The organism is Hydrogenophaga sp., assembly GCF_030651625.1.
Taxonomy (GTDB): Bacteria; Pseudomonadota; Gammaproteobacteria; order Burkholderiales; family Burkholderiaceae_C; genus Hydrogenophaga.
On record NZ_JAUSCF010000024.1, the window covers coordinates 172,320 to 189,759 of the forward strand.

The window sequence follows — 17,440 nt, forward strand, 5'->3', positions numbered from 1 at the left end:
CTGGAGCCACCGATGAACGCACCCCTACCCACCCAACCCCGCCTGACCAGCCTTTCTCATGGTGGCGGCTGCGGTTGCAAGATCGCGCCCGGCGTGCTCAGCGAGATCCTCAAGGGCACCAGCGCCATGCCCATTCCAAAGGAATTGCTGGTGGGCATTGAAACGGCAGACGACGCCGCCGTGTACCAGCTCAACGACGAGCAGGCGCTGATCGCCACCACCGACTTTTTCATGCCCATCGTGGACGACCCGTACGACTTCGGTCGCATCGCGGCCACCAACGCCATCAGCGACGTGTACGCCATGGGTGGCACACCCATCATGGCCCTGGCCCTGGTGGGCATGCCTGTCAGCGTGCTGTCCACCGAGACCATCGGCCGCATTCTGGCCGGTGGTCAGGATGTGTGCAAAGCCGCCGGCATTCCGATTGCAGGCGGTCACACCATCGATTCGGTAGAGCCGATCTACGGCCTTGTGGCACTGGGGCTGATGCATCCGAAACAAGTCAAGCGAAATGCGGATGCGCGGGTCGGCGACCGCCTGATCCTGGGCAAGCCGCTGGGCGTGGGTGTGCTTTCGGCCGCACTGAAGAAGGACGCGCTTTCCAACGCAGGATACGAGCAGATGATCGCTTTCACCACCCAGCTCAACACGCCCGGCCCGGCGCTTGCCAAGCTGGATGGTGTGCACGCGCTGACCGACATCACCGGTTTCGGTCTGGCAGGCCATGCGCTGGAGATGGCGCGTGGCAGCGCATCCACGGTGCGGCTGGAAATGGCGCGTGTGCCCCTGATCGAAGGTGTGCGCAACCTCGCTGCACAGGGCATGGTCACCGGTGCTTCGGGCCGCAACTGGGCCGCTTTCGGCCACGAGGTGCGCCTGGGTGACCATCTGGACCCAGTGGACCAGGCGCTGCTGAGCGACCCCCAGACCAGTGGTGGCCTTCTGGTGGCCTGCGCGCCAGATACGGTGGACGAAGTGCTGGCCATCTTCCACCGCATGGGGTTTGGCCATGCCGCCGAGGTGGGCGAGATCGTGGCGGTCGAAGCTGATCAGGTGCGGTTGCGCGTGGTCTGATCGTTCTCCACCACAGATGGTCACGAACAGATCACGTCCGGTGACCCCGTGCTGTGGTGCCCTCGGGCGCACGCCCTGTTGCAGGCGTGCGTGACCGCATGAAGTTGCGTTCCACAACCGGCATCTTTGGCGCGATGCTGATCGTGTACGGGCTGGCCCTGCTACCTGCACTGTTCTTTGACGGCTATCTCGACTCGCCCGTGGGTGTGCTGTTGTTGCTGCCGTATCTCAGTGTCTACCTCTTTCACACGGCTGGCGTGCCCGGCTTGCTGGTCAATGAGGGTGCCTGCGGCTGGGGCTGGTGCGCACCCACTTTGCTGGGCTGGGCGTTCGTGGCGGTGTTCTGGTCGGGCCTGACATGGCTGCTGGCCTCGTTGATCGCAAAGCTCATCCGGATCAGTGCAGGTCGCAAGCGTTCTGGAGAATGAGGCAGCCCATGCGGTCGGAAGGGGTGTGGATTCACCACACGATACCGACATTCACAGGCTGCAAATGTGATTCAATGGCTGACTTCAATCAACGCCCTGGCAACCGCACGATAGCGGCTCAGCCGACCACTGGAGAGAAACTGTGAACCCCACCCGTCTTGTTGCCGTCTTGCTCATCGTTGCCGGCGCACTTGCCCTGGCTTATGGCGGTTTCAGCTACACCAAGGACACCACGGCCGTGAAGCTCGGGCCGCTTGAGCTCACGGTCAAGGAAAAAGAAACCGTCAATGTGCCGCTGTGGGCCGGCATTGGCGCCATCGTGATCGGAGGCGCCCTTCTGCTGGCTGGAAGCAAGAGAGGCTGACCCCGAGTCAATAGCGCAACTGACCGTCCGCACCGATGATGGCCAGCTCGACGTAGCTGGAGCCGTTGTGCGATTCGGGTGAATAACGGGCCCGGAACGGTCCAAAAGCGATTTCACCGGTGTTCTGCATGGTGCGGGTGAAGCTCTCCGTGGTGAGGTCGCGCCCGGTACGGCGCAGGCCTTCGATCAGCAGACGGGCGTGTACAAAGCCGTCGAACTGCGACGCGGATGGCACTGCATCCGGAGATTTTTTCTTCAGCAGTTCAAGGTACTCGGTGACCACCGGAACGGTGGCGCTGCGCAGCGACGGCATGATCTGCGCCAGGATGACGCCGCGCGCCCGGTCCTTGAGTTCGCGGTTGATCACGTCCAGGCTTGCTACTGAAAAGCCGTAGAAGGTGGGCTTGGCGCCCGACTCATGCACCGCCTTGATGAAGCTGGTGAAGGTGCTGCCGGCCGTGCCGAGCACCACCGCCTGGGGCTGGGCCTTGGCCATGGTCGCGGCTGCGGCGGCAAAATCGGGTTGTTTGGGGTCCACGCTGACCTCGACCGCGAAGGGCACGCCTTCGGATTCCGACGCGCGCTTGAGTTCGCCCAGCAGGGCTTTGCCAAAGCCATCGTCCTGGTAAAACACGCCCACCCGGGTGATGCCCATCTGCTTGATCTGCGACAGTATGCGACGCGCCTCGTTGCCGTAGCTGGCACGCACGTGAAACATCAGCGGGTTGAAGTTGTCGCGAAACGACGATGCGCCGGTCACCGGCCCGAACACGATGGTGCGAGAGGCTTTCAACATCGGCAGGATCGCTGCCGTCTGGGCGGTGCCGGTGTTGTGGTAAATCATGAAGACCTTGTTCTCATCGACCAGCTTGCGGGTGTTTTCCACCGTGCGCGCAGGGTCGAAGCCGTCGTCCAGCGTGACGTAGCTGATCTTGCGGCCATGAATGCCACCGGCCTCGTTGACCGCGTCGAACAGCAGGCGCGAGCCGACGCTGTATTCAGCGGTCTGCGGCCCGAGCGGACCGGAGAGCACCACCGACGCACCCAGGCGGATTTCAGTGGGTGTGACGCCGGCATTGCTGGCGTGCGCCGAAGCGCCGACGAACAGTGCGAGAACGGAACAGAGAAAGCGGACCATAAACATCCTTGCAACCGGCGGGCATCGCCGTTGCAGTGAATTATGGTTATGCAATGTAGTTATTACTAGAAATCAAATTGGCGTTTTCGTCAGGGTTTACCCCCGTCTGGTGTGGCATTTTTCTCGAATTCGCGCAACTTGAAGCGCTGGATCTTCCCTGTGGCGGTTTTGGGCAGATCGGGCAGAAACTCGATGAACCTCGGGTACTTGTAAGGTGCCAGCTTTTCCTTCACGAAGGCCTGCAATTCGGCCTCGGTGGCCTGGGCACCAGCCCGCAGCACCACGAAGGCTTTGGTTTTTGTGAGGCCTTCTTCATCGTCTTTCCCGATCACGGCAGCCTCAAGCACAGCGGGGTGTTGCACCAGGGTGGCCTCCACTTCAAACGGGCTCACGTAAATGCCGCTGACCTTGAGCATGTCGTCGTTGCGTCCCGCATAGGTGTAATAGCCGTCGGGGTCGCGGGTGTACTTGTCGCCGCTCTTGGTCCAGGGGCCCTGGAAGGTGTCGCGCGACTTGGCGCGGTTGTTCCAGTACATCAGCGCCGCGCTGGGTCCCTGGATGTAGAGATCGCCAATCTGGTTGTGCCCCTTGATGATGCTGCCGTCTTCGTCGCGCAGTTGCACCTCGTAGCCGGGCACGGCCTTGCCCGTGGTGCCGTAGCGCACGTGACCGGGCCGGTTCGAGAGGAAGATGTGCAGCATCTCGGTGGAGCCGATGCCGTCGATGATCTCCACGCCGAAGTGCTTCGTCCAGCGCTGGCCGATGTCTTGCGGCAGTGCTTCGCCGGCCGAAGAACACAGGCGCAGGGCGACCTGCTCCTTTGCCGGCAGGTCAGGACTGGCCAGCATGCCGCCGTAACCAGTGGGCGCACCGTAGAACAGCGTGGGCTTCAGGTCGACAAAGCGCTTGAAGCAGGCCTGCGGAGTGGGCCGTTCTGCCATCAGCACCACGCTCGCACCCACGCTGAGCGGAAAGCTCAGGGCGTTGCCCAGTCCGTAGGCGAAGAACAGCTTGGCAGCAGAAAACACTACGTCGTTTTCCGTCAGGGCAAGCACGCCTTTGCCATACAGCTCGGCGGTCCAGTACAGGTTGGCCTGGGTGTGTACCGTGCCCTTGGGGGCGCCGGTGGAGCCGGAGGAATACAGCCAGAAAGCGGGCTCGTCGCCGTGCGTGTCGGCGGCGCTGCCGGCAGGCTGGGTATTGAGCCATGCCGAGAAATCGAGCGCACCGGGCGGCAGTCCATTGCCAGCACGCGAGACGATGAGCTGGCGCACCTCGTGCCCCCTCATGTCCAGCGCGCTCTGCAGCGTCGGCAACAGCGCGCCGGAAACCAGCGCCACTTGTGCACGGCTGTCGCCCAGCATGTAGGCATAGTCCCTTGCGGTCAGTAAGGTATTGACCGCCACAGGCACCACGCCCGCGTGCAGCGCACCCAGGAAGCTCACCACCCAGTCGCTGCAGTCGTGCATGAGCAACAACACGCGGTCTTCGCGCCGCAGCCCCAGGGCCTGCAGAGCAGCCGAGCAACGCTGCACCTGATCGGCCAGCTGGCCATAGGTGAGCGTGCCGGCATCGTCGATCAGCGCGGTCTTGTCTGCGCGACCGGCGTTGAGGTCCATCAGGTGGCGCGCGAAATTGAAGCGATCGGGCGGGGCGGCGGTTTCCTGGGGCATGACTGTCTCCTTGTTTCTAGTGGTGGGCCGGTTCGGGGTCCGGAGCGCGAGGCCTCTGTTCCAGAACACCGCGGAACCGGCTTTGCCGGGCCGCTGGTGTTGCCCCCTGGGGGGTGACGCCGAAGGCGGCGCGGGGGGTTAATACATTACGCCTTGGCTTGCCAGCACGTCCAGTGCCGCTGTGCTTCCCTGTACCGCACTGCGCCGGTGGTAGAACCCCAGCGCACGCAGGCCACCCAGTTCCTCGCCGCCGCCCGCCCGGCCTGGTCCACCGTGCAGGCTCATGGGCATCACGTTGCCATGGCCGCTTTGCACGGCCGCGACATCGGGCGAAATGGCGTGCACGCGGCCATGGCTGTCGGCCAGTGCGGCGGCGGCGCGGGCAATGAAGGCCGGGTCGCTGCTGTACACCGACGCCACCAGCGAGCCTTCGCCGCGTCGAATCAACTCATAGGCCTGTTCTTCGTTGTCGTAGGCCATCAGGGTGGCCACAGGCCCGAACACTTCCACTTCGTGAAGCACTTTGGCCTGCAACGGCTGTCGGTGACCCAGCAGCACCGGCGCCACGCAGGCGGCCACCGTCGGGTCGGCATCGATCAGTGCGGCCGACCGTCCATCGAACAGCGTCTCGGCTTCCGTCTGCAGGTGAGCGATCCCGGCGGTCACGCTGTCGAATTGTTCGCGACTCACCAGGGCGCCCATGCGCGCGGTTTCGTTGCGCGGATTGCCCACCGTGGTCTTGGAGAGCTTGGCGCCGATGGCCTGGGCGGCGGCATCAAACAGCGCGCCGGGCACGAATATGCGCCGGATGGCGGTGCACTTCTGACCGCTCTTGACCGTCATCTCGCGCACCACCTCGCTCACCAGGAGGTTGAAGGCTTCGTCGCCTGCGGCGGCCGCCGGGTCGAGCAAGGCGCTGTTGAGGCTGTCGGCCTCGATGTTGCAACGCACCGAACGCTGCGCCACCGCCGGGTGGCTGCGTATGATGCGCGCGGTTTCGGCCGATCCGGTGAAGCTCACCACATCAAAGGGCTGCAACTGGTCCATCAGCCCGGCGGACGAGCCGCACACCACGGACAGCGCGCCTGCGGGCAGGATGCCGGCGTCCACCACGTCCTTCACCATGCGCTGCGTCAGCCAGGCGGTGGCGGTGGCGGGTTTCACGATCACCGGCACGCCCGAAAGCAGGGCGGGTGCCGCTTTTTCCCACAAACCCCAACTGGGGAAGTTGAAAGCATTGATGAACAGCGCCACGCCGCGCGTGGGGCTCATGATGTGCTGGGTCTGGAACACCGGGTCCTTGGCCATGCGGATGCGCTCGCCATCCAGCAGCAGCGTTGCATCACCAAGGGCTTCGCCCTGTTTGGCGTAGTAGCCCAGGGTGAAGATGCCGCCGTCGATGTCCACCGCCGAATCCTTGGTGGTGGTGCCGCAATTGGCGGTGGCGATTTCATAGTACGCATCGCGGTGGGTTTGCAGCACCTTGACGATCTCGCCCAGCAGCGCGGCCCTTTGTTTGTAAGTGAGCGCTCGCAGGGCTGCTCCGCCTTGTTCGCGCGCAAAGGCGAAACCTTCGGACAGTTCCAGCCCGGTGCTGCTTACGCGGACCAAGGGGGTGCCCAGCAGCGGATCCATCAGGGTGGCGCCGTTGCCGGTTCCTTCTTGCCAGCGGCCAGCGATGAAATTGGGGAGTAGGGGCGTTGGGTTCATGTTGGAATCGTCTTGTGTGGGCTGCAGGGCTGGTGGGCGGACGCGATTGGCGCTATAAATGCACTATCTTGCGTCTTGCCATTCATGCATTAAAGTGCATGTTTGGTGGGAAAGCAACCCTGATCAGGGTTAACCCTCAAAAACCATTGCCCATGAAAGAACCGGCCACCCTCGACGTCGTGCCCGAAGCTGGTACTGGCCTTGCCGAACCCGAAGAATCCCCACGCCATCCGTTCCTGCTGGCCCTGGGTGAACGGGTGCGCATGTTGCGATCGCGCCGGGGCATGACCCGCAAGGCGGTCGCGGTGGCGGCCGACGTTTCCGAGCGCCACCTGGCCAATCTTGAATACGGCACTGGCAACGCCTCCATTCTGGTGTTGCTGCAGGTGGCTCAGGCGTTGCAGTGTTCGCTCACCGAACTGCTGGGCGATGTCACCACTTCGACGCCCGAATGGCTGCTGATCCGCGAACTGCTGGAGAAGCGTAATGAGGCCGATCTGCGGCGCGTGCGTGTGGCCATTGGTGGTTTGCTGGACGGGCATGCAGCGCCCATCAACGATGCCGGGCGCCAGGCCCGCATCGCCTTGATCGGCTTGCGTGGCGCCGGCAAGTCCACCTTGGGGCAGCGACTGGCCGATGACCTCGGCTATGCCTTTGTGGAGCTGAGCCGCGAGATCGAAAAATTTGCCGGATGCAGCATCAATGAAATTCACGCGCTGTACGGCACGCCGGCTTACCGCCGCTACGAGCGCCGCGCCCTCGAAGAAACCATCCAGATCTACCCCGAGGTGGTGATCGCCACGCCGGGAGGCCTTGTCTCCGATGCGGCCAACTTCAACCTGTTGCTCACCCATTGCACCACCGTCTGGCTGCAGGCCGATCCGACCGATCACATGGGCCGCGTGGCTGCTCAGGGGGACACGCGCCCCATGGCCGCCAGCCGGGAGGCGATGGAAGACTTGAAGCGCATCCTGGCCGGGCGTTCGGCCTTTTATTCCAAGGCCGACCTGCACTTCAATACCAGTGGCCAGAGCGTGGACGACGCCTTCGATGGCTTGCGCACCCAGGTGCGGGAGGTGCTGGGCATTTTGTGACATGCATAAAAATGCATTGACGGTTTTCAAAAGATGCAATATTATTCACATCACTCGGTGCCGCAGTGATGAGTTGCAGGTCGGCACCCTTTGCTTCCCTCGCGCAGATGCACACACAGGAGACCGCCATGAACACCGACACCGTCGACTACCGCACCGACCCCAGCCAGTACCGTCACTGGAAACTCAGTTTTGAAGGTGACGTCGCCACATTGGCGGTGGACATCGACGAAGACGGTGGCATTCGCCCCGGCTACAAGCTCAAGCTCAACAGCTACGACCTGGGCGTGGACATCGAATTGCACGACGCGCTCAACCGCATCCGCTTCGAGCACCCGGAAGTGCGCACCGTGGTGGTCACCAGCGGCAAAGACCGCGTGTTCTGCTCCGGTGCCAACATTTTCATGCTTGGTGTCTCCAGCCACGCCTGGAAGGTGAACTTCTGCAAGTTCACCAACGAAACCCGCAACGGCATTGAAGACACCAGCAAGCACAGCGGCCTGAAATTTCTGGCCGCCCTCAACGGCGCCTGTGCCGGTGGTGGCTATGAGCTGGCCCTGGCATGTGACGAGATCCTGCTGGTGGACGACCGCTCCAGTGCAGTGAGCCTGCCTGAGGTGCCCCTGCTGGGAGTGCTGCCGGGCACCGGCGGCCTGACCCGCGTGACCGACAAGCGCCATGTGCGCCACGACTTGGCCGACATCTTCTGCACCACCAGCGAAGGCGTGCGTGGCCAGAAGGCCGTGGACTGGCGCCTGGTGGACGCCGTGGCCAAGCCCCAGCAGTTCGCCAATGCCGTGAGCGAGCGCGCTGCCAGGCTGGCCGCCCAGAGCAGTCGCCCCGCCGGTGCCAAGGGCGTGAATCTGCCCCGCGTCGAGCGCACCGACAGCGCCGACGGCATTGCCTACACCCATGTGAATGTGGCCATCGACCGCGCCAGGCGCAGCGCCACCATCACCTTGAAAGCGCCCACTGGCCAGCAGCCCACCGGCATCGGCGGCATCGAAGCGGCGGGCGCTGCCTGGTACCCGCTGCAAATGGCGCGTGAACTGGACGACGCCATCCTCAACCTGCGCACCAACGAACTCGACATTGGCACCTGGGTGCTGAAAACCGAAGGCGACGCGGCCGCCGTGCTGGCCAACGACGCCCTCATGCTGGCGCACAAGGACCACTGGTTCGTGAACGAGACCATCGGCGCGCTGCGCCGGACCTTCGCCCGCCTGGACGTGTCTTCGCGCAGTCTGTTTGCCTTGATCGAAGAAGGCTCGTGCTTCGCCGGCAGCCTGGCCGAACTGGCGTTCTGTGCCGACCGCGCCTACATGCTGGCCCTGCCGGACGATGCGGACAAGGCGCCCAAACTGCACTTGAGTGAATTCAACTTCGGCTACCTGCCCATGGTGAATGACCAGTCACGACTGCAGCGCCGCTTCTATGAAGAAGTGGGTCCGATGGAGGCGGTGCGTGGCGCCATCGGCAAGGCACTGGACGCCGACGCCGCCTTTGCGCTGGGTCTGGTGACCGCCGCGCCTGACGACATCGACTGGACCGACGAGGTGCGCATGGCGCTGGAAGAGCGCGCTGCCATGTCGCCCGATGCGCTCACCGGCATGGAAGCCAATCTGCGATTCGCCCAGAAAGAGAACATGGCCACCCGCGTGTTCGGCCGCCTGACCGCCTGGCAAAACTGGATTTTCCAGCGCCCGAACGCCGTGGGTGAGAAGGGTGCATTGAAGGTCTATGGCAAGGGCGACAAGGCCGTCTTTGACATGAACAGAGTTTAGGAAAGATCCCCCCGCGCCGCGCTTCGCGCGTCACCCCCCAGGGGGCGATGCGAGTGGCCCGGCAAAGCCGGTTCCACCGCACCCTGGATTGAAGACATTTCACCCCACTGATTCACCCACCCGCAGGAGACCAACATGTCCACCATCGACTACAGCGACAAGATCCCGAACAACGTCAACCTGAGTGAAGACCGCACACTGCAGCGCGCGCTGGAGCAGTGGCAGCCCAACTACCTCAAGTGGTGGGACGACATGGGCCCGGACGGCTCGCAGAATTTCGACGTCTACCTGCGCACAGCGGTCAGCGTCGATCCGCAGGGCTGGGCGCAGTTCGGCCACGTGAAGATGCCTGACTACCGCTGGGGCATCTTCCTGAATCCGGCCGAGCAGGACCGCAAGATTCATTTCGGTGACCACAAAGGCGAAGCCGCCTGGCAAGACATCCCCGGCGAATACCGCGCCAACCTGCGCCGCATCATCGTGACGCAGGGCGACACCGAACCGGCGTCGGTCGAGCAGCAACGCCACCTGGGCCTCACCGCGCCCAGCCAGTACGACCTGCGCAACCTGTTTCAGGTCAACGTGGAAGAAGGTCGCCACCTCTGGGCCATGGTGTACCTGCTGCACAAGTACTTTGGCAAGGACGGCCGCGAAGAAGGCGAAGCCCTGCTCGAGCGCAACAGCGGCAACGCCGACAACCCGCGCATTCTGGAGGCCTTCAACGAAGAAACGCCCGACTGGCTGAGCTTCTTCATGTTCACCTACTTCACCGACCGCGACGGCAAGTTCCAGCTCTGTGCTCTCGCCGAATCCAGTTTCGACCCGCTGGCCCGCACCACCAAGTTCATGCTGACCGAAGAGGCCCACCACATGTTCGTGGGCGAGTCCGGCGTGAGCCGCGTGATCAACCGCACCTGCCAGGTGATGAACGAGCTCAAGACCGACGACCCGGCCAAGTTGCGTGCCGCCGGCGTGATCGACCTGCCGACCATCCAGCGTTACCTGAACTTCCACTTCAGCGTGACCATCGACCTGTTCGGTGCTGACGAGTCCAGCAACGCCGCCACCTTCTACAGCACCGGTCTCAAGGGTCGCTATGAAGAAGGCAAGCGCACCGACGACCACGTGCTCAAAGGCCAGTTCTACAAGGTGCTCAACGTGCAGAACGGCCAGCTGGTCGAAAAAGAGGTGCCGATGCTCAACGCACTCAACGAAGTGCTGCGCGACGATTACATCAAGGACAGCGTCGGTGGCGTGGAGCGCTGGAACAAGGTGATCGACAAGGCCGGCATCCCGTTCCGTCTGACCGTGCCCCACAAGGCTTTCCACCGCAACATCGGCCTGCTCAAGGGCGTGAAGGTCGCACCCGATGGCCGTGTGGTGTCCGAGGCCGAATGGAACGCCAACCGCGACAACTGGTTGCCCAGCGAGTCTGATCGCGCATTTGTGGCCAGCCTGATGGGTCGCGTGGTGGAGCCGGGCAAGTTCGCCAACTGGATCGCGCCGCCTGTCATGGGCATCAACCGTCAGCCGGTGGACTTCGAGTATGTAAGGTTCGGATAACCCCCCTGCGCCGCTGACGCGGCTTCCCCCCTTTCTGGCGCGCCTGCGGCGCATGAAGGGGGGACGGCATCTTGAGCCGGCGGAGCCGTCCCTTGCTGCCCCTGGACTGGGGCACGCGCGCCGGCTCCGTTTGTAAGGTTCGGTGTCCCACCTATCTGCTGGCCTGCTAGCGTGAGTGTGGGTGGTTGGCGCAGTGAGGTAAAGGAGGAGCCGGCCGCAGGCCGGCGGGGGACACGAACGGAGCCGGTCACCCCAGCCCATGCGTTACCCCCACGAAGTCAATACAAGCGACACAATAGAACGCAGAACGCCACGAGAAAGCACGGAGACCGCCATGAACGCCCCCGCAGAAGCCGCTGTCATCAAGCAGCACCTGATCGACCCGGAAATCTGCATCCGTTGCAACACCTGCGAGTCGATCTGCCCGGTGGGTGCCATCACCCACGATTCGAACAATTACGTGGTGGACGCCGAGAAGTGCAACTGGTGCAACGACTGCATCTCGCCATGCCCCACCGGCTCCATCGACAACTACCGCAAGGTGTTGCGTGTGAAGGCCTACACGCTGGAAGAGCAACTGGGCTGGGAAGAGTTGCCGCCGGAGATCCCCAGCAGCGAGCTGGCTGCCTTGGCCGGCGACGCGGGTGTGCAGACGCTGGCTGATGCCGAACCGGAAGAGGTCATCGTTGCCGAGCAGGTCGCTGATCCGAGCGGTCAGACACCGCTCAACACCAGCGCGCTGGGTGCCACCCTGCCGCCCTGGAGCGCGGCCCACGCCTACACCAACCTGTACGGCCCCAAGGCCACGCAGAAATCCATCACCGCCACCGTGGTGGGCAATGTGCGTGTCACCGAAGTCGGCAAGACCGCTGGCGGCGACTACGACACCCATCACATCGTGCTCGACTTCGGCAGCATGCCTTTCCCGGTGCTCGAGGGCCAGAGTGTCGGAGTCGTCCCACCCGGTGTCGATGCCAAAGGCAAGCCACACCATGCAAGGCAGTACTCCATCGCCAGTCCGCGCAACGGCGAGCGTCCGGGTTACAACAACCTGTCGCTCACCATCAAGCGCGTGCTCGAAGACCACCACGGCAATGCGGTGCGTGGTGTGGCCAGCAACTTCATGTGCGACCTCAAGGTGGGTGACAAGGTGGATGTGATCGGGCCGTTCGGCACCAGCTTCCTGATGCCGAACCACCCCAGGTCCAGCATCGTGATGATATGCACCGGCACCGGTAGCGCGCCCATGCGCGCCATGACGGAATGGCGCCGGCGTCTGCGCCAGAGCGGAAAATTTGAAGGCGGGAAGCTGATGCTGTTCTTTGGTGCCCGCACCCAGGAAGAGCTGCCGTACTTCGGCCCGTTGCAGAGTCTGCCGAAGGACTTCATCGACATCAACTTCGCGTTCAGTCGCACACCAGGTCAACCCAAACGCTATGTGCAGGACGCCATGCGGGAGCGGGCGGCCGATCTGGTGCTGCTGCTGCAAGACCCCAACACGTATTTTTATGTGTGCGGGCTCAAGAGCATGGAAGAGGGTGTGGTGCTGGCGATGCGAGACGTGGCGAAAGCCGCAGGCCTCGACTGGGACAGCCTCGGTGCTGCCCTCAAGCGCGACGCCCGGCTGCACCTGGAAACCTATTGAAGTCGGGTACCTGGCGGGTGGAAGCCGGGCGTTTCGATTCGAAAATGCCACCCGGACCCCGGTGGGGAGATGCACAGGCGTCTGGTCGTCCCTGCACCGGATGCCGTACAGTGCAGGCCTCGTATGGAAAAAGCCACCCTCTCTGCAACGACTGTTCAGCGCCCGGCCATCGAAGTGGACGTGGTGATGCGCCGCGAGCCGGTGATCGGCCCCATGAGCCGCTGGCAGCCCTTTCGCTGGGTACTGGCCGACGTGATGGTGCGCACCAGCCCCGACGAAACGCCTGCCGACACCCCGGACGATGCCCACGAGCCGATGGCCGTGCTGCCAGTGGACGCCGCCCCCGATGCCGGCGCAGACACCACGCACTGGCTGTTCCCGCGTTTTCGGGTGATGCTGTTTCGCGACGATGCCGAAGGCTATTTCCTCAATCTCAACAGTCCCAATCCCTGCTTCTGGGTCTTCTGGCGTGCCGACGAGGCCCGCCTGCTGGATGGCGAGCCGATGGCCGTGCCGCAGATCGTGACCCTCAGCTACCACGACGCCGGGCGCTGGCTGGATGCGCAGGAGCGCGTCGACCAGGTGCCCGCGCCTGAGGAAGTGGTGGACTGGTTGCGCAGCTTTGTGGATGCCACCTACCAGCCCGAACCCAAGCGCCGCAAGCGCCCGGAAAGTTTCAAACCCCTCACAGACCGTTTCGGTCAGCCCGTGCGCATCTCCACTGAAAAGCACGGTACAGGACCCAAGACATGACGCTTCGCATTGGCATCAGCGCTCGCCTGTTGCACACCCCCCCGGACGGGCTGGGGCTGCCATTGAAGCGGTTGCAGTTTCTGGAAAGCACCATGGCGCACTGGATCATGGCCCACCGGGCCATTGCGCTGATGGTGCCCTTCGTCGACGAAGAAAGCCCACTCTCGGCCAACCGCGCGCCCATGACCGAGATCGTCGATCTGCTCGACGGGCTGGTCCTTCAGGGTGGTATCGACGTCTGCCCCGAAACCTATGGCGATACATTGCGCGATCCTGCCTGGGCGGGTGACGCCATTCGCGACCGCTATGAACTCGCGCTGCTGCGCGGCTTCATCGATGCAGGCAAGCCGGTGCTCGGGGTGTGTCGTGGCGCCCAACTCATCAATGTGTATTTTGGTGGCACCCTGGTGCAGGACATCCCGTCATTGCGTCCCGGCTCGGTCGAGCACCAGGACACCAGCCGCTACGACCGCTTGATGCACGACGTGCAATTTGTGGAAGGATCGTCGCTGCACCGGTTGTACGGCAACAGCGAACCACACCGTGTCACCAGCATCCATCACCAGTGCCTGGACCGGCTCGGTGAGGGTCTGGTGGTCGAGGCACACAGCCCACGTGACGGCATCATCGAAGCCGTCCGCCTCCAAGGCCCAGGTTACGTGCTGGGTGTGCAGTGGCATCCCGAGTTCCATCTTTCTCCCGGCGAGGAAACCCAGGGTTTGCTCGACAGCGGACCGATGATGATGGACTTCCTGCATGCGGCGCGCGCGCGGGCCGACCGCCACCAGAGTGGCGCAGCCGTCGTGCATGCGGGCATGGCGATACCGACCAGAACATGACGACCGAAGACGACAACTTCTTCTCACGCTGGTCGCGCCGCAAGGTCCAGGTGCGCTCGGGCGAGCCCATGCCGGCGGAACCGGTGGCTCCCCGCCCAGCCGCGGCTGCCGCGCCGGTGGCCGTCGTGGTCCAGCCGGCTGTGGCCGAACCGGCGCCGGTCGAAAAGCCCGAAGAAGTGCCACCCGCCCTGACCCTGGAAGACGTGGCCAGACTCACGCCGGAATCCGATTTTTCTTCCTTTGTGGGGCGCGGCGTGCCTGCCAATGTGCGCAATGCCGCCGTGAAAAAACTGTTTGCCGACCCGCGCTTCAACGTCATGGACGGGCTGGACATCTACATCGACGATTACTCCAAACCCAGCCCGCTGTCCGTGGCCGAAATGGCCAAGATGGTGGGGGCCCAGTTCCTGAAGCTGGTGGACGATCCGAACGACAAGCGCGAGCCGGTTGCGGCGACGCCATCCGGACCGGATCCGCAGCCAGTCGACGATTCCACACCGGCCGACACCGCGGCCAGCGCGCCTGCAGAAACCCCCGATGGCGCTCCCACGGACGCAGTCCCTCTGCAAGCGCCTGCCATCGATCCCACAGAACCCAACGACTCCCAAGATGACCACGCTGATCTGCAACTGCAACCAGACCATGCCCCTGGACCCCAAGGTCCTGGGCGAGGCGCTGGATGAAGACCTGACCCTGCATACCACGCTGTGCCGGCGCGATGCACCTGCGTTCCAGCGGGCCTGCCGCAGCAGCGAAGACCTGGTGGTCGCCTGCACCCAGGAAGCCCGGTTGTTCACCGAGCTCTCCGAGCAGACCGAAGGCGCTGTTTCGCTCGACGTGCGCCCGATCCATTTCGTCAACATCCGCGAAACCGGCGGCTGGGGACGCGAGGCCGCGAAGGCCATGCCCAAGATCGCCGCCTTGCTGGCGGCCGCCCGCCTGCCCGACGCCGAACCCGTGCCCACCGTGACCTACAAGAGCACCGGGCGTTTGCTGGTGATCGGCGAGCTCGATCAGGCCGAGCGTGCAGCTGGCATGGTGGCCGATGTGCTGGAGGTGTCGCTGATGGCCACTGGCGGCGCCGGGATGCAGGACCGTCGGTATCCCGTGATCGCCGCGCAGGCGCCACAGGTGCGTGGCTGGCTGGGTGCTTTTGACGTGAGCTGGACGACCGGCAACCCGATCGACCTGGATTTGTGTACCCGCTGCAACGCCTGTGTGGCTGCGTGCCCGGAAGGTGCGATTGGTCTGGATTACCAGGTCGACCTGAACCGCTGCAAATCGCACCGCGCTTGTGTGGCCGCCTGCGAGGCGGTGGGCGCCATCAATTTCCAGCGCGAACCCCGGGACCACAGCGAACGGTTCGATCTGGTGCTCGACCTGCGGCGTGATCCGGCGTTCAGCCAGCATGCTCACCCGCAGGGCTATTTCCACCTGCCGCATGGTCTGAGCGATGCCAAGGCGATCGATGCGATGCTCAAGGTGCGTGAACTGGTGGGCGAATTCGAAAAACCGAAATTCTTCAACTACAAGCAGAAGGTGTGCGCGCACGGCCGCAACGAAACCGTGGGTTGCAATGCCTGTGTCGAAGTCTGCTCGGCACTGGCCATCAGCAGCGACCTCAAACGCAACCAGATTGTTGTCAACCCCAATCTCTGCGTGGGCTGCGGCGCCTGCACCACGGTGTGTCCCACCGGCGCCATCAGCTACGCCTATCCGCGCGCCAGCGAGCAGGGCGTGAAGTTGCGCACCCTGCTGGCCACCTTCCAGAGGGCCGGTGGCAAAGACGCCGCGCTGTTGCTGCACAGCCAGGAAGCCGGCGCAGCGCTCGTCGGTGACCTGGGCCGTGCGGCGTCGCTCGACAAGTCGGTGCGCGGCGTGCCCGCACGCGTGATCCCGTTACCGCTCTGGCATACCGCCTCCGTGGGCCTGGACGTCTGGCTCACCGCGTTTGCTTATGGGGCGTCCCAGGTGTGGGTGCTGATGACGGGTGAAGAGGCGCCGCAGTACAGGGCGGCCGTGCGCGAACAGATGGCGGTGGCCCAGGCCATCGTCACCGGCATGGGCTACGCCGGCCAGCATTTCAAACTGATCGAGGCGCGCGACGCCAACGACCTGCCCGCCTTGGATGCCGCGCTGGGTGAAGCGCCGGCACAGGGCGTGAAGCGCCGTGCCAGCTTCGCGGTGCAGGCAGAAAAGCGCGCCACGCTCGAACTCGCACTCGACCACCTGCTGCAGGACAGCACCACGCAGGCAAGGACGTCCGACGCCATTGCTCTGCCCAAGGTCTCCCTGCTGGGCACCATCAACGTCAACAAAGACACCTGCACGCTGTGCCTGAGCTGCGTCAGCGCCTGCCCCGCCAGTGCGCTGCAGGACAACACCGAACGCCCCCAGCTGCGCTTCATCGAAAAGAACTGCGTGCAGTGCGGCCTTTGCGCCACCACCTGCCCGGAAAATGCGATCACACTGCAGCCCCGGTTGCTGTTGTCCGAGCAGCGCAAGCAACTGCGCGTGCTCAACGAAGCCCAGCCGTACCAGTGCATCCGTTGCAGCAAGCCGTTCGGCACGCTCAAAGGCATTGAAGTCATGCTGTCCAAGCTATCTGGCCACGCGATGTTCCAGGGCGAAGCGTTGGAGCGCCTGAAAATGTGTGGAGACTGCCGCGTGGTCGACATCTATTCGAACCCGGGCGAGGCCCGAATCACTGACCTGTGACATGAACGAACCGATCCCTGTCTCCTCCGCCCTCGACGAAGAAACCGCTCGCGCCGAGGTCTACGGTCTGCTGGCCGCGCTGTACTACGCGCCCCCCACGCCCGAACTCATGGCACAGCTGCGTGTGGCCGTGACCGAAGCCCCTGCGGCGGGCGGGTACCTGGAAGAACCCTGGCGCCAGCTCGTCGCGGCTGCCCGCAACATCGATGACGCGACTGTGGCCACCGAATACGATGCCTTGTTCGGCGGCGTGGGCAAGCCTGAGATCTACCTGTTCGGGTCGCACTACCTCAGCGGCTTCCTGAACGAAAAGCCGCTGGCCCAGCTGCGCAGCGACCTGGCCATGCTGGGACTGGCGCGCGATGAATCGATGCCGGAAACCGAAGACCATTTCGCCTACCTGTGCGAAGTCATGCGCTACCTGATCGCAGGTGACGAGGTCGAGGTGGCGAACCTGACCCAGCAGCAGAAGTTCTTTGCGGCCCATCTGCAGCCCTGGGCCAACGCCATGTGCGATGCCATTGCGGCGCATCCCAAAGCCCGCTTCTACGCCGCACTCGCCGGATTCACCAGCGCCTTCATTGGCGTCGAGGCGCAGGGCTTCGACATGCTGGCCTGACGCAAGCACCCTGAACCGTCTTTTGTGGTCTCTTC

Annotated in this window: 15 protein-coding genes; 12 read left to right on the forward strand and 3 right to left on the reverse strand. The window is 63.9% G+C overall.

Annotation, left to right across the window (positions count from 1 at the left end; translation table 11 throughout):
- Window positions 1–12: 12 nt before the first annotated feature.
- The 3 genes from selD to Q7V46_RS11820 all read left to right on the forward strand — a co-directional run bounded on the left by selD (window position 13) and on the right by Q7V46_RS11820 (window position 1,869).
- Window positions 13–1,077 carry a selenide, water dikinase SelD gene (gene selD, locus Q7V46_RS11810; protein ID WP_304913740.1) on the forward strand — a complete coding sequence of 355 codons (1,065 nt, stop codon included), beginning with the start codon at window positions 13–15 and terminating at the stop codon, window positions 1,075–1,077.
- Between the two features lie 98 nt (window positions 1,078–1,175).
- On the forward strand, window positions 1,176–1,505 hold the full coding sequence (locus tag Q7V46_RS11815; protein WP_304913741.1) for a hypothetical protein: 330 nt from the start codon (window positions 1,176–1,178) through the stop codon (window positions 1,503–1,505).
- A gap of 142 nt (window positions 1,506–1,647) precedes the next feature.
- Window positions 1,648–1,869, forward strand: coding sequence for a hypothetical protein (locus Q7V46_RS11820; protein ID WP_304913742.1), 222 nt, complete (start codon window positions 1,648–1,650; stop codon window positions 1,867–1,869).
- A gap of 7 nt (window positions 1,870–1,876) precedes the next feature.
- On the opposite strand, the gene Q7V46_RS11825 is transcribed toward Q7V46_RS11820, so the two are convergent.
- The 3 genes from Q7V46_RS11825 to Q7V46_RS11835 all read right to left on the reverse strand — a co-directional run bounded on the left by Q7V46_RS11825 (window position 1,877) and on the right by Q7V46_RS11835 (window position 6,390).
- Entirely contained in the window at window positions 1,877–3,007 is a 1,131-nt protein-coding gene (locus Q7V46_RS11825) for an ABC transporter substrate-binding protein (protein ID WP_304913743.1), read from the reverse strand.
- Window positions 3,008–3,096: 89 nt separating this feature from the next.
- Window positions 3,097–4,680 carry a benzoate-CoA ligase family protein gene (locus Q7V46_RS11830; protein WP_304913744.1) on the reverse strand — a complete coding sequence of 528 codons (1,584 nt, stop codon included), beginning with the start codon at window positions 4,678–4,680 and terminating at the stop codon, window positions 3,097–3,099.
- 138 nt (window positions 4,681–4,818) lie between these two features.
- A complete protein-coding gene (locus Q7V46_RS11835; RefSeq protein WP_304913745.1) occupies window positions 4,819–6,390 on the reverse strand; it encodes a 3,4-dehydroadipyl-CoA semialdehyde dehydrogenase in 1,572 nt (523 codons plus the stop codon).
- A gap of 152 nt (window positions 6,391–6,542) precedes the next feature.
- On the opposite strand from Q7V46_RS11835, the gene Q7V46_RS11840 reads away from it, so the two are divergent.
- The 9 genes from Q7V46_RS11840 (at window position 6,543) to Q7V46_RS11880 (ending at window position 17,405) form a co-directional block, all read left to right on the forward strand.
- Entirely contained in the window at window positions 6,543–7,484 is a 942-nt protein-coding gene (locus tag Q7V46_RS11840) for a helix-turn-helix transcriptional regulator (protein ID WP_304913746.1), read from the forward strand.
- 128 nt (window positions 7,485–7,612) lie between these two features.
- Window positions 7,613–9,268 carry a 2,3-epoxybenzoyl-CoA dihydrolase gene (gene boxC / locus Q7V46_RS11845; RefSeq protein ID WP_304913747.1) on the forward strand — a complete coding sequence of 552 codons (1,656 nt, stop codon included), beginning with the start codon at window positions 7,613–7,615 and terminating at the stop codon, window positions 9,266–9,268.
- 135 nt (window positions 9,269–9,403) lie between these two features.
- Window positions 9,404–10,831 carry a benzoyl-CoA 2,3-epoxidase subunit BoxB gene (boxB, locus tag Q7V46_RS11850; RefSeq protein ID WP_304913748.1) on the forward strand — a complete coding sequence of 476 codons (1,428 nt, stop codon included), beginning with the start codon at window positions 9,404–9,406 and terminating at the stop codon, window positions 10,829–10,831.
- Window positions 10,832–11,165: 334 nt separating this feature from the next.
- Window positions 11,166–12,476 carry a benzoyl-CoA 2,3-epoxidase subunit BoxA gene (gene boxA, locus Q7V46_RS11855; RefSeq protein ID WP_304913749.1) on the forward strand — a complete coding sequence of 437 codons (1,311 nt, stop codon included), beginning with the start codon at window positions 11,166–11,168 and terminating at the stop codon, window positions 12,474–12,476.
- A 123-nt stretch (window positions 12,477–12,599) separates the two neighbouring features.
- Window positions 12,600–13,229 carry a DUF3305 domain-containing protein gene (locus tag Q7V46_RS11860; protein ID WP_304913750.1) on the forward strand — a complete coding sequence of 210 codons (630 nt, stop codon included), beginning with the start codon at window positions 12,600–12,602 and terminating at the stop codon, window positions 13,227–13,229.
- Window positions 13,226–14,068, forward strand: coding sequence for a gamma-glutamyl-gamma-aminobutyrate hydrolase family protein (locus Q7V46_RS11865; protein WP_304913751.1), 843 nt, complete (start codon window positions 13,226–13,228; stop codon window positions 14,066–14,068). Before Q7V46_RS11860 ends, Q7V46_RS11865 begins: the two co-directional genes overlap by 4 nt.
- The gene (locus tag Q7V46_RS11870) at window positions 14,065–14,751 is read left to right on the forward strand and encodes a DUF3306 domain-containing protein (protein ID WP_304913752.1); all 687 of its coding nucleotides are present in this window, start codon (window positions 14,065–14,067) and stop codon (window positions 14,749–14,751) included. Before Q7V46_RS11865 ends, Q7V46_RS11870 begins: the two co-directional genes overlap by 4 nt.
- Window positions 14,711–16,786 carry a 4Fe-4S binding protein gene (locus Q7V46_RS11875; protein ID WP_304913900.1) on the forward strand — a complete coding sequence of 692 codons (2,076 nt, stop codon included), beginning with the start codon at window positions 14,711–14,713 and terminating at the stop codon, window positions 16,784–16,786. Before Q7V46_RS11870 ends, Q7V46_RS11875 begins: the two co-directional genes overlap by 41 nt.
- A 1-nt stretch (window position 16,787) precedes the next feature.
- Window positions 16,788–17,405 (forward strand): molecular chaperone, encoded by a 618-nt coding sequence (locus tag Q7V46_RS11880; protein WP_304913753.1) that lies wholly within the window; start codon window positions 16,788–16,790, stop codon window positions 17,403–17,405.
- The last annotated feature ends 35 nt before the right edge of the window (window positions 17,406–17,440 follow it).

What these genes read in the sequence shown, in the direction of transcription:
- boxA (WP_304913749.1), top strand. Translation starts at nt 11,166, where the DNA reads ATGAACGCCCCCGCAGAAGCCGCTGTCATCAAGCAGCACCTGATCGAC.
- selD (WP_304913740.1), top strand. Translation starts at nt 13, where the DNA reads ATGAACGCACCCCTACCCACCCAACCCCGCCTGACCAGCCTTTCTCAT.
- Q7V46_RS11840 (WP_304913746.1), top strand. Translation starts at nt 6,543, where the DNA reads ATGAAAGAACCGGCCACCCTCGACGTCGTGCCCGAAGCTGGTACTGGC.
- Q7V46_RS11865 (WP_304913751.1), top strand. Translation starts at nt 13,226, where the DNA reads ATGACGCTTCGCATTGGCATCAGCGCTCGCCTGTTGCACACCCCCCCG.
- Q7V46_RS11815 (WP_304913741.1), top strand. Translation starts at nt 1,176, where the DNA reads ATGAAGTTGCGTTCCACAACCGGCATCTTTGGCGCGATGCTGATCGTG.
- Q7V46_RS11870 (WP_304913752.1), top strand. Translation starts at nt 14,065, where the DNA reads ATGACGACCGAAGACGACAACTTCTTCTCACGCTGGTCGCGCCGCAAG.
- Q7V46_RS11880 (WP_304913753.1), top strand. Translation starts at nt 16,788, where the DNA reads ATGAACGAACCGATCCCTGTCTCCTCCGCCCTCGACGAAGAAACCGCT.
- Q7V46_RS11835 (WP_304913745.1), bottom strand. Translation starts at nt 6,390, where the DNA reads ATGAACCCAACGCCCCTACTCCCCAATTTCATCGCTGGCCGCTGGCAA.
- boxB (WP_304913748.1), top strand. Translation starts at nt 9,404, where the DNA reads ATGTCCACCATCGACTACAGCGACAAGATCCCGAACAACGTCAACCTG.
- Q7V46_RS11825 (WP_304913743.1), bottom strand. Translation starts at nt 3,007, where the DNA reads ATGGTCCGCTTTCTCTGTTCCGTTCTCGCACTGTTCGTCGGCGCTTCG.
- boxC (WP_304913747.1), top strand. Translation starts at nt 7,613, where the DNA reads ATGAACACCGACACCGTCGACTACCGCACCGACCCCAGCCAGTACCGT.
- Q7V46_RS11860 (WP_304913750.1), top strand. Translation starts at nt 12,600, where the DNA reads ATGGAAAAAGCCACCCTCTCTGCAACGACTGTTCAGCGCCCGGCCATC.
- Q7V46_RS11875 (WP_304913900.1), top strand. Translation starts at nt 14,711, where the DNA reads ATGCCCCTGGACCCCAAGGTCCTGGGCGAGGCGCTGGATGAAGACCTG.
- Q7V46_RS11830 (WP_304913744.1), bottom strand. Translation starts at nt 4,680, where the DNA reads ATGCCCCAGGAAACCGCCGCCCCGCCCGATCGCTTCAATTTCGCGCGC.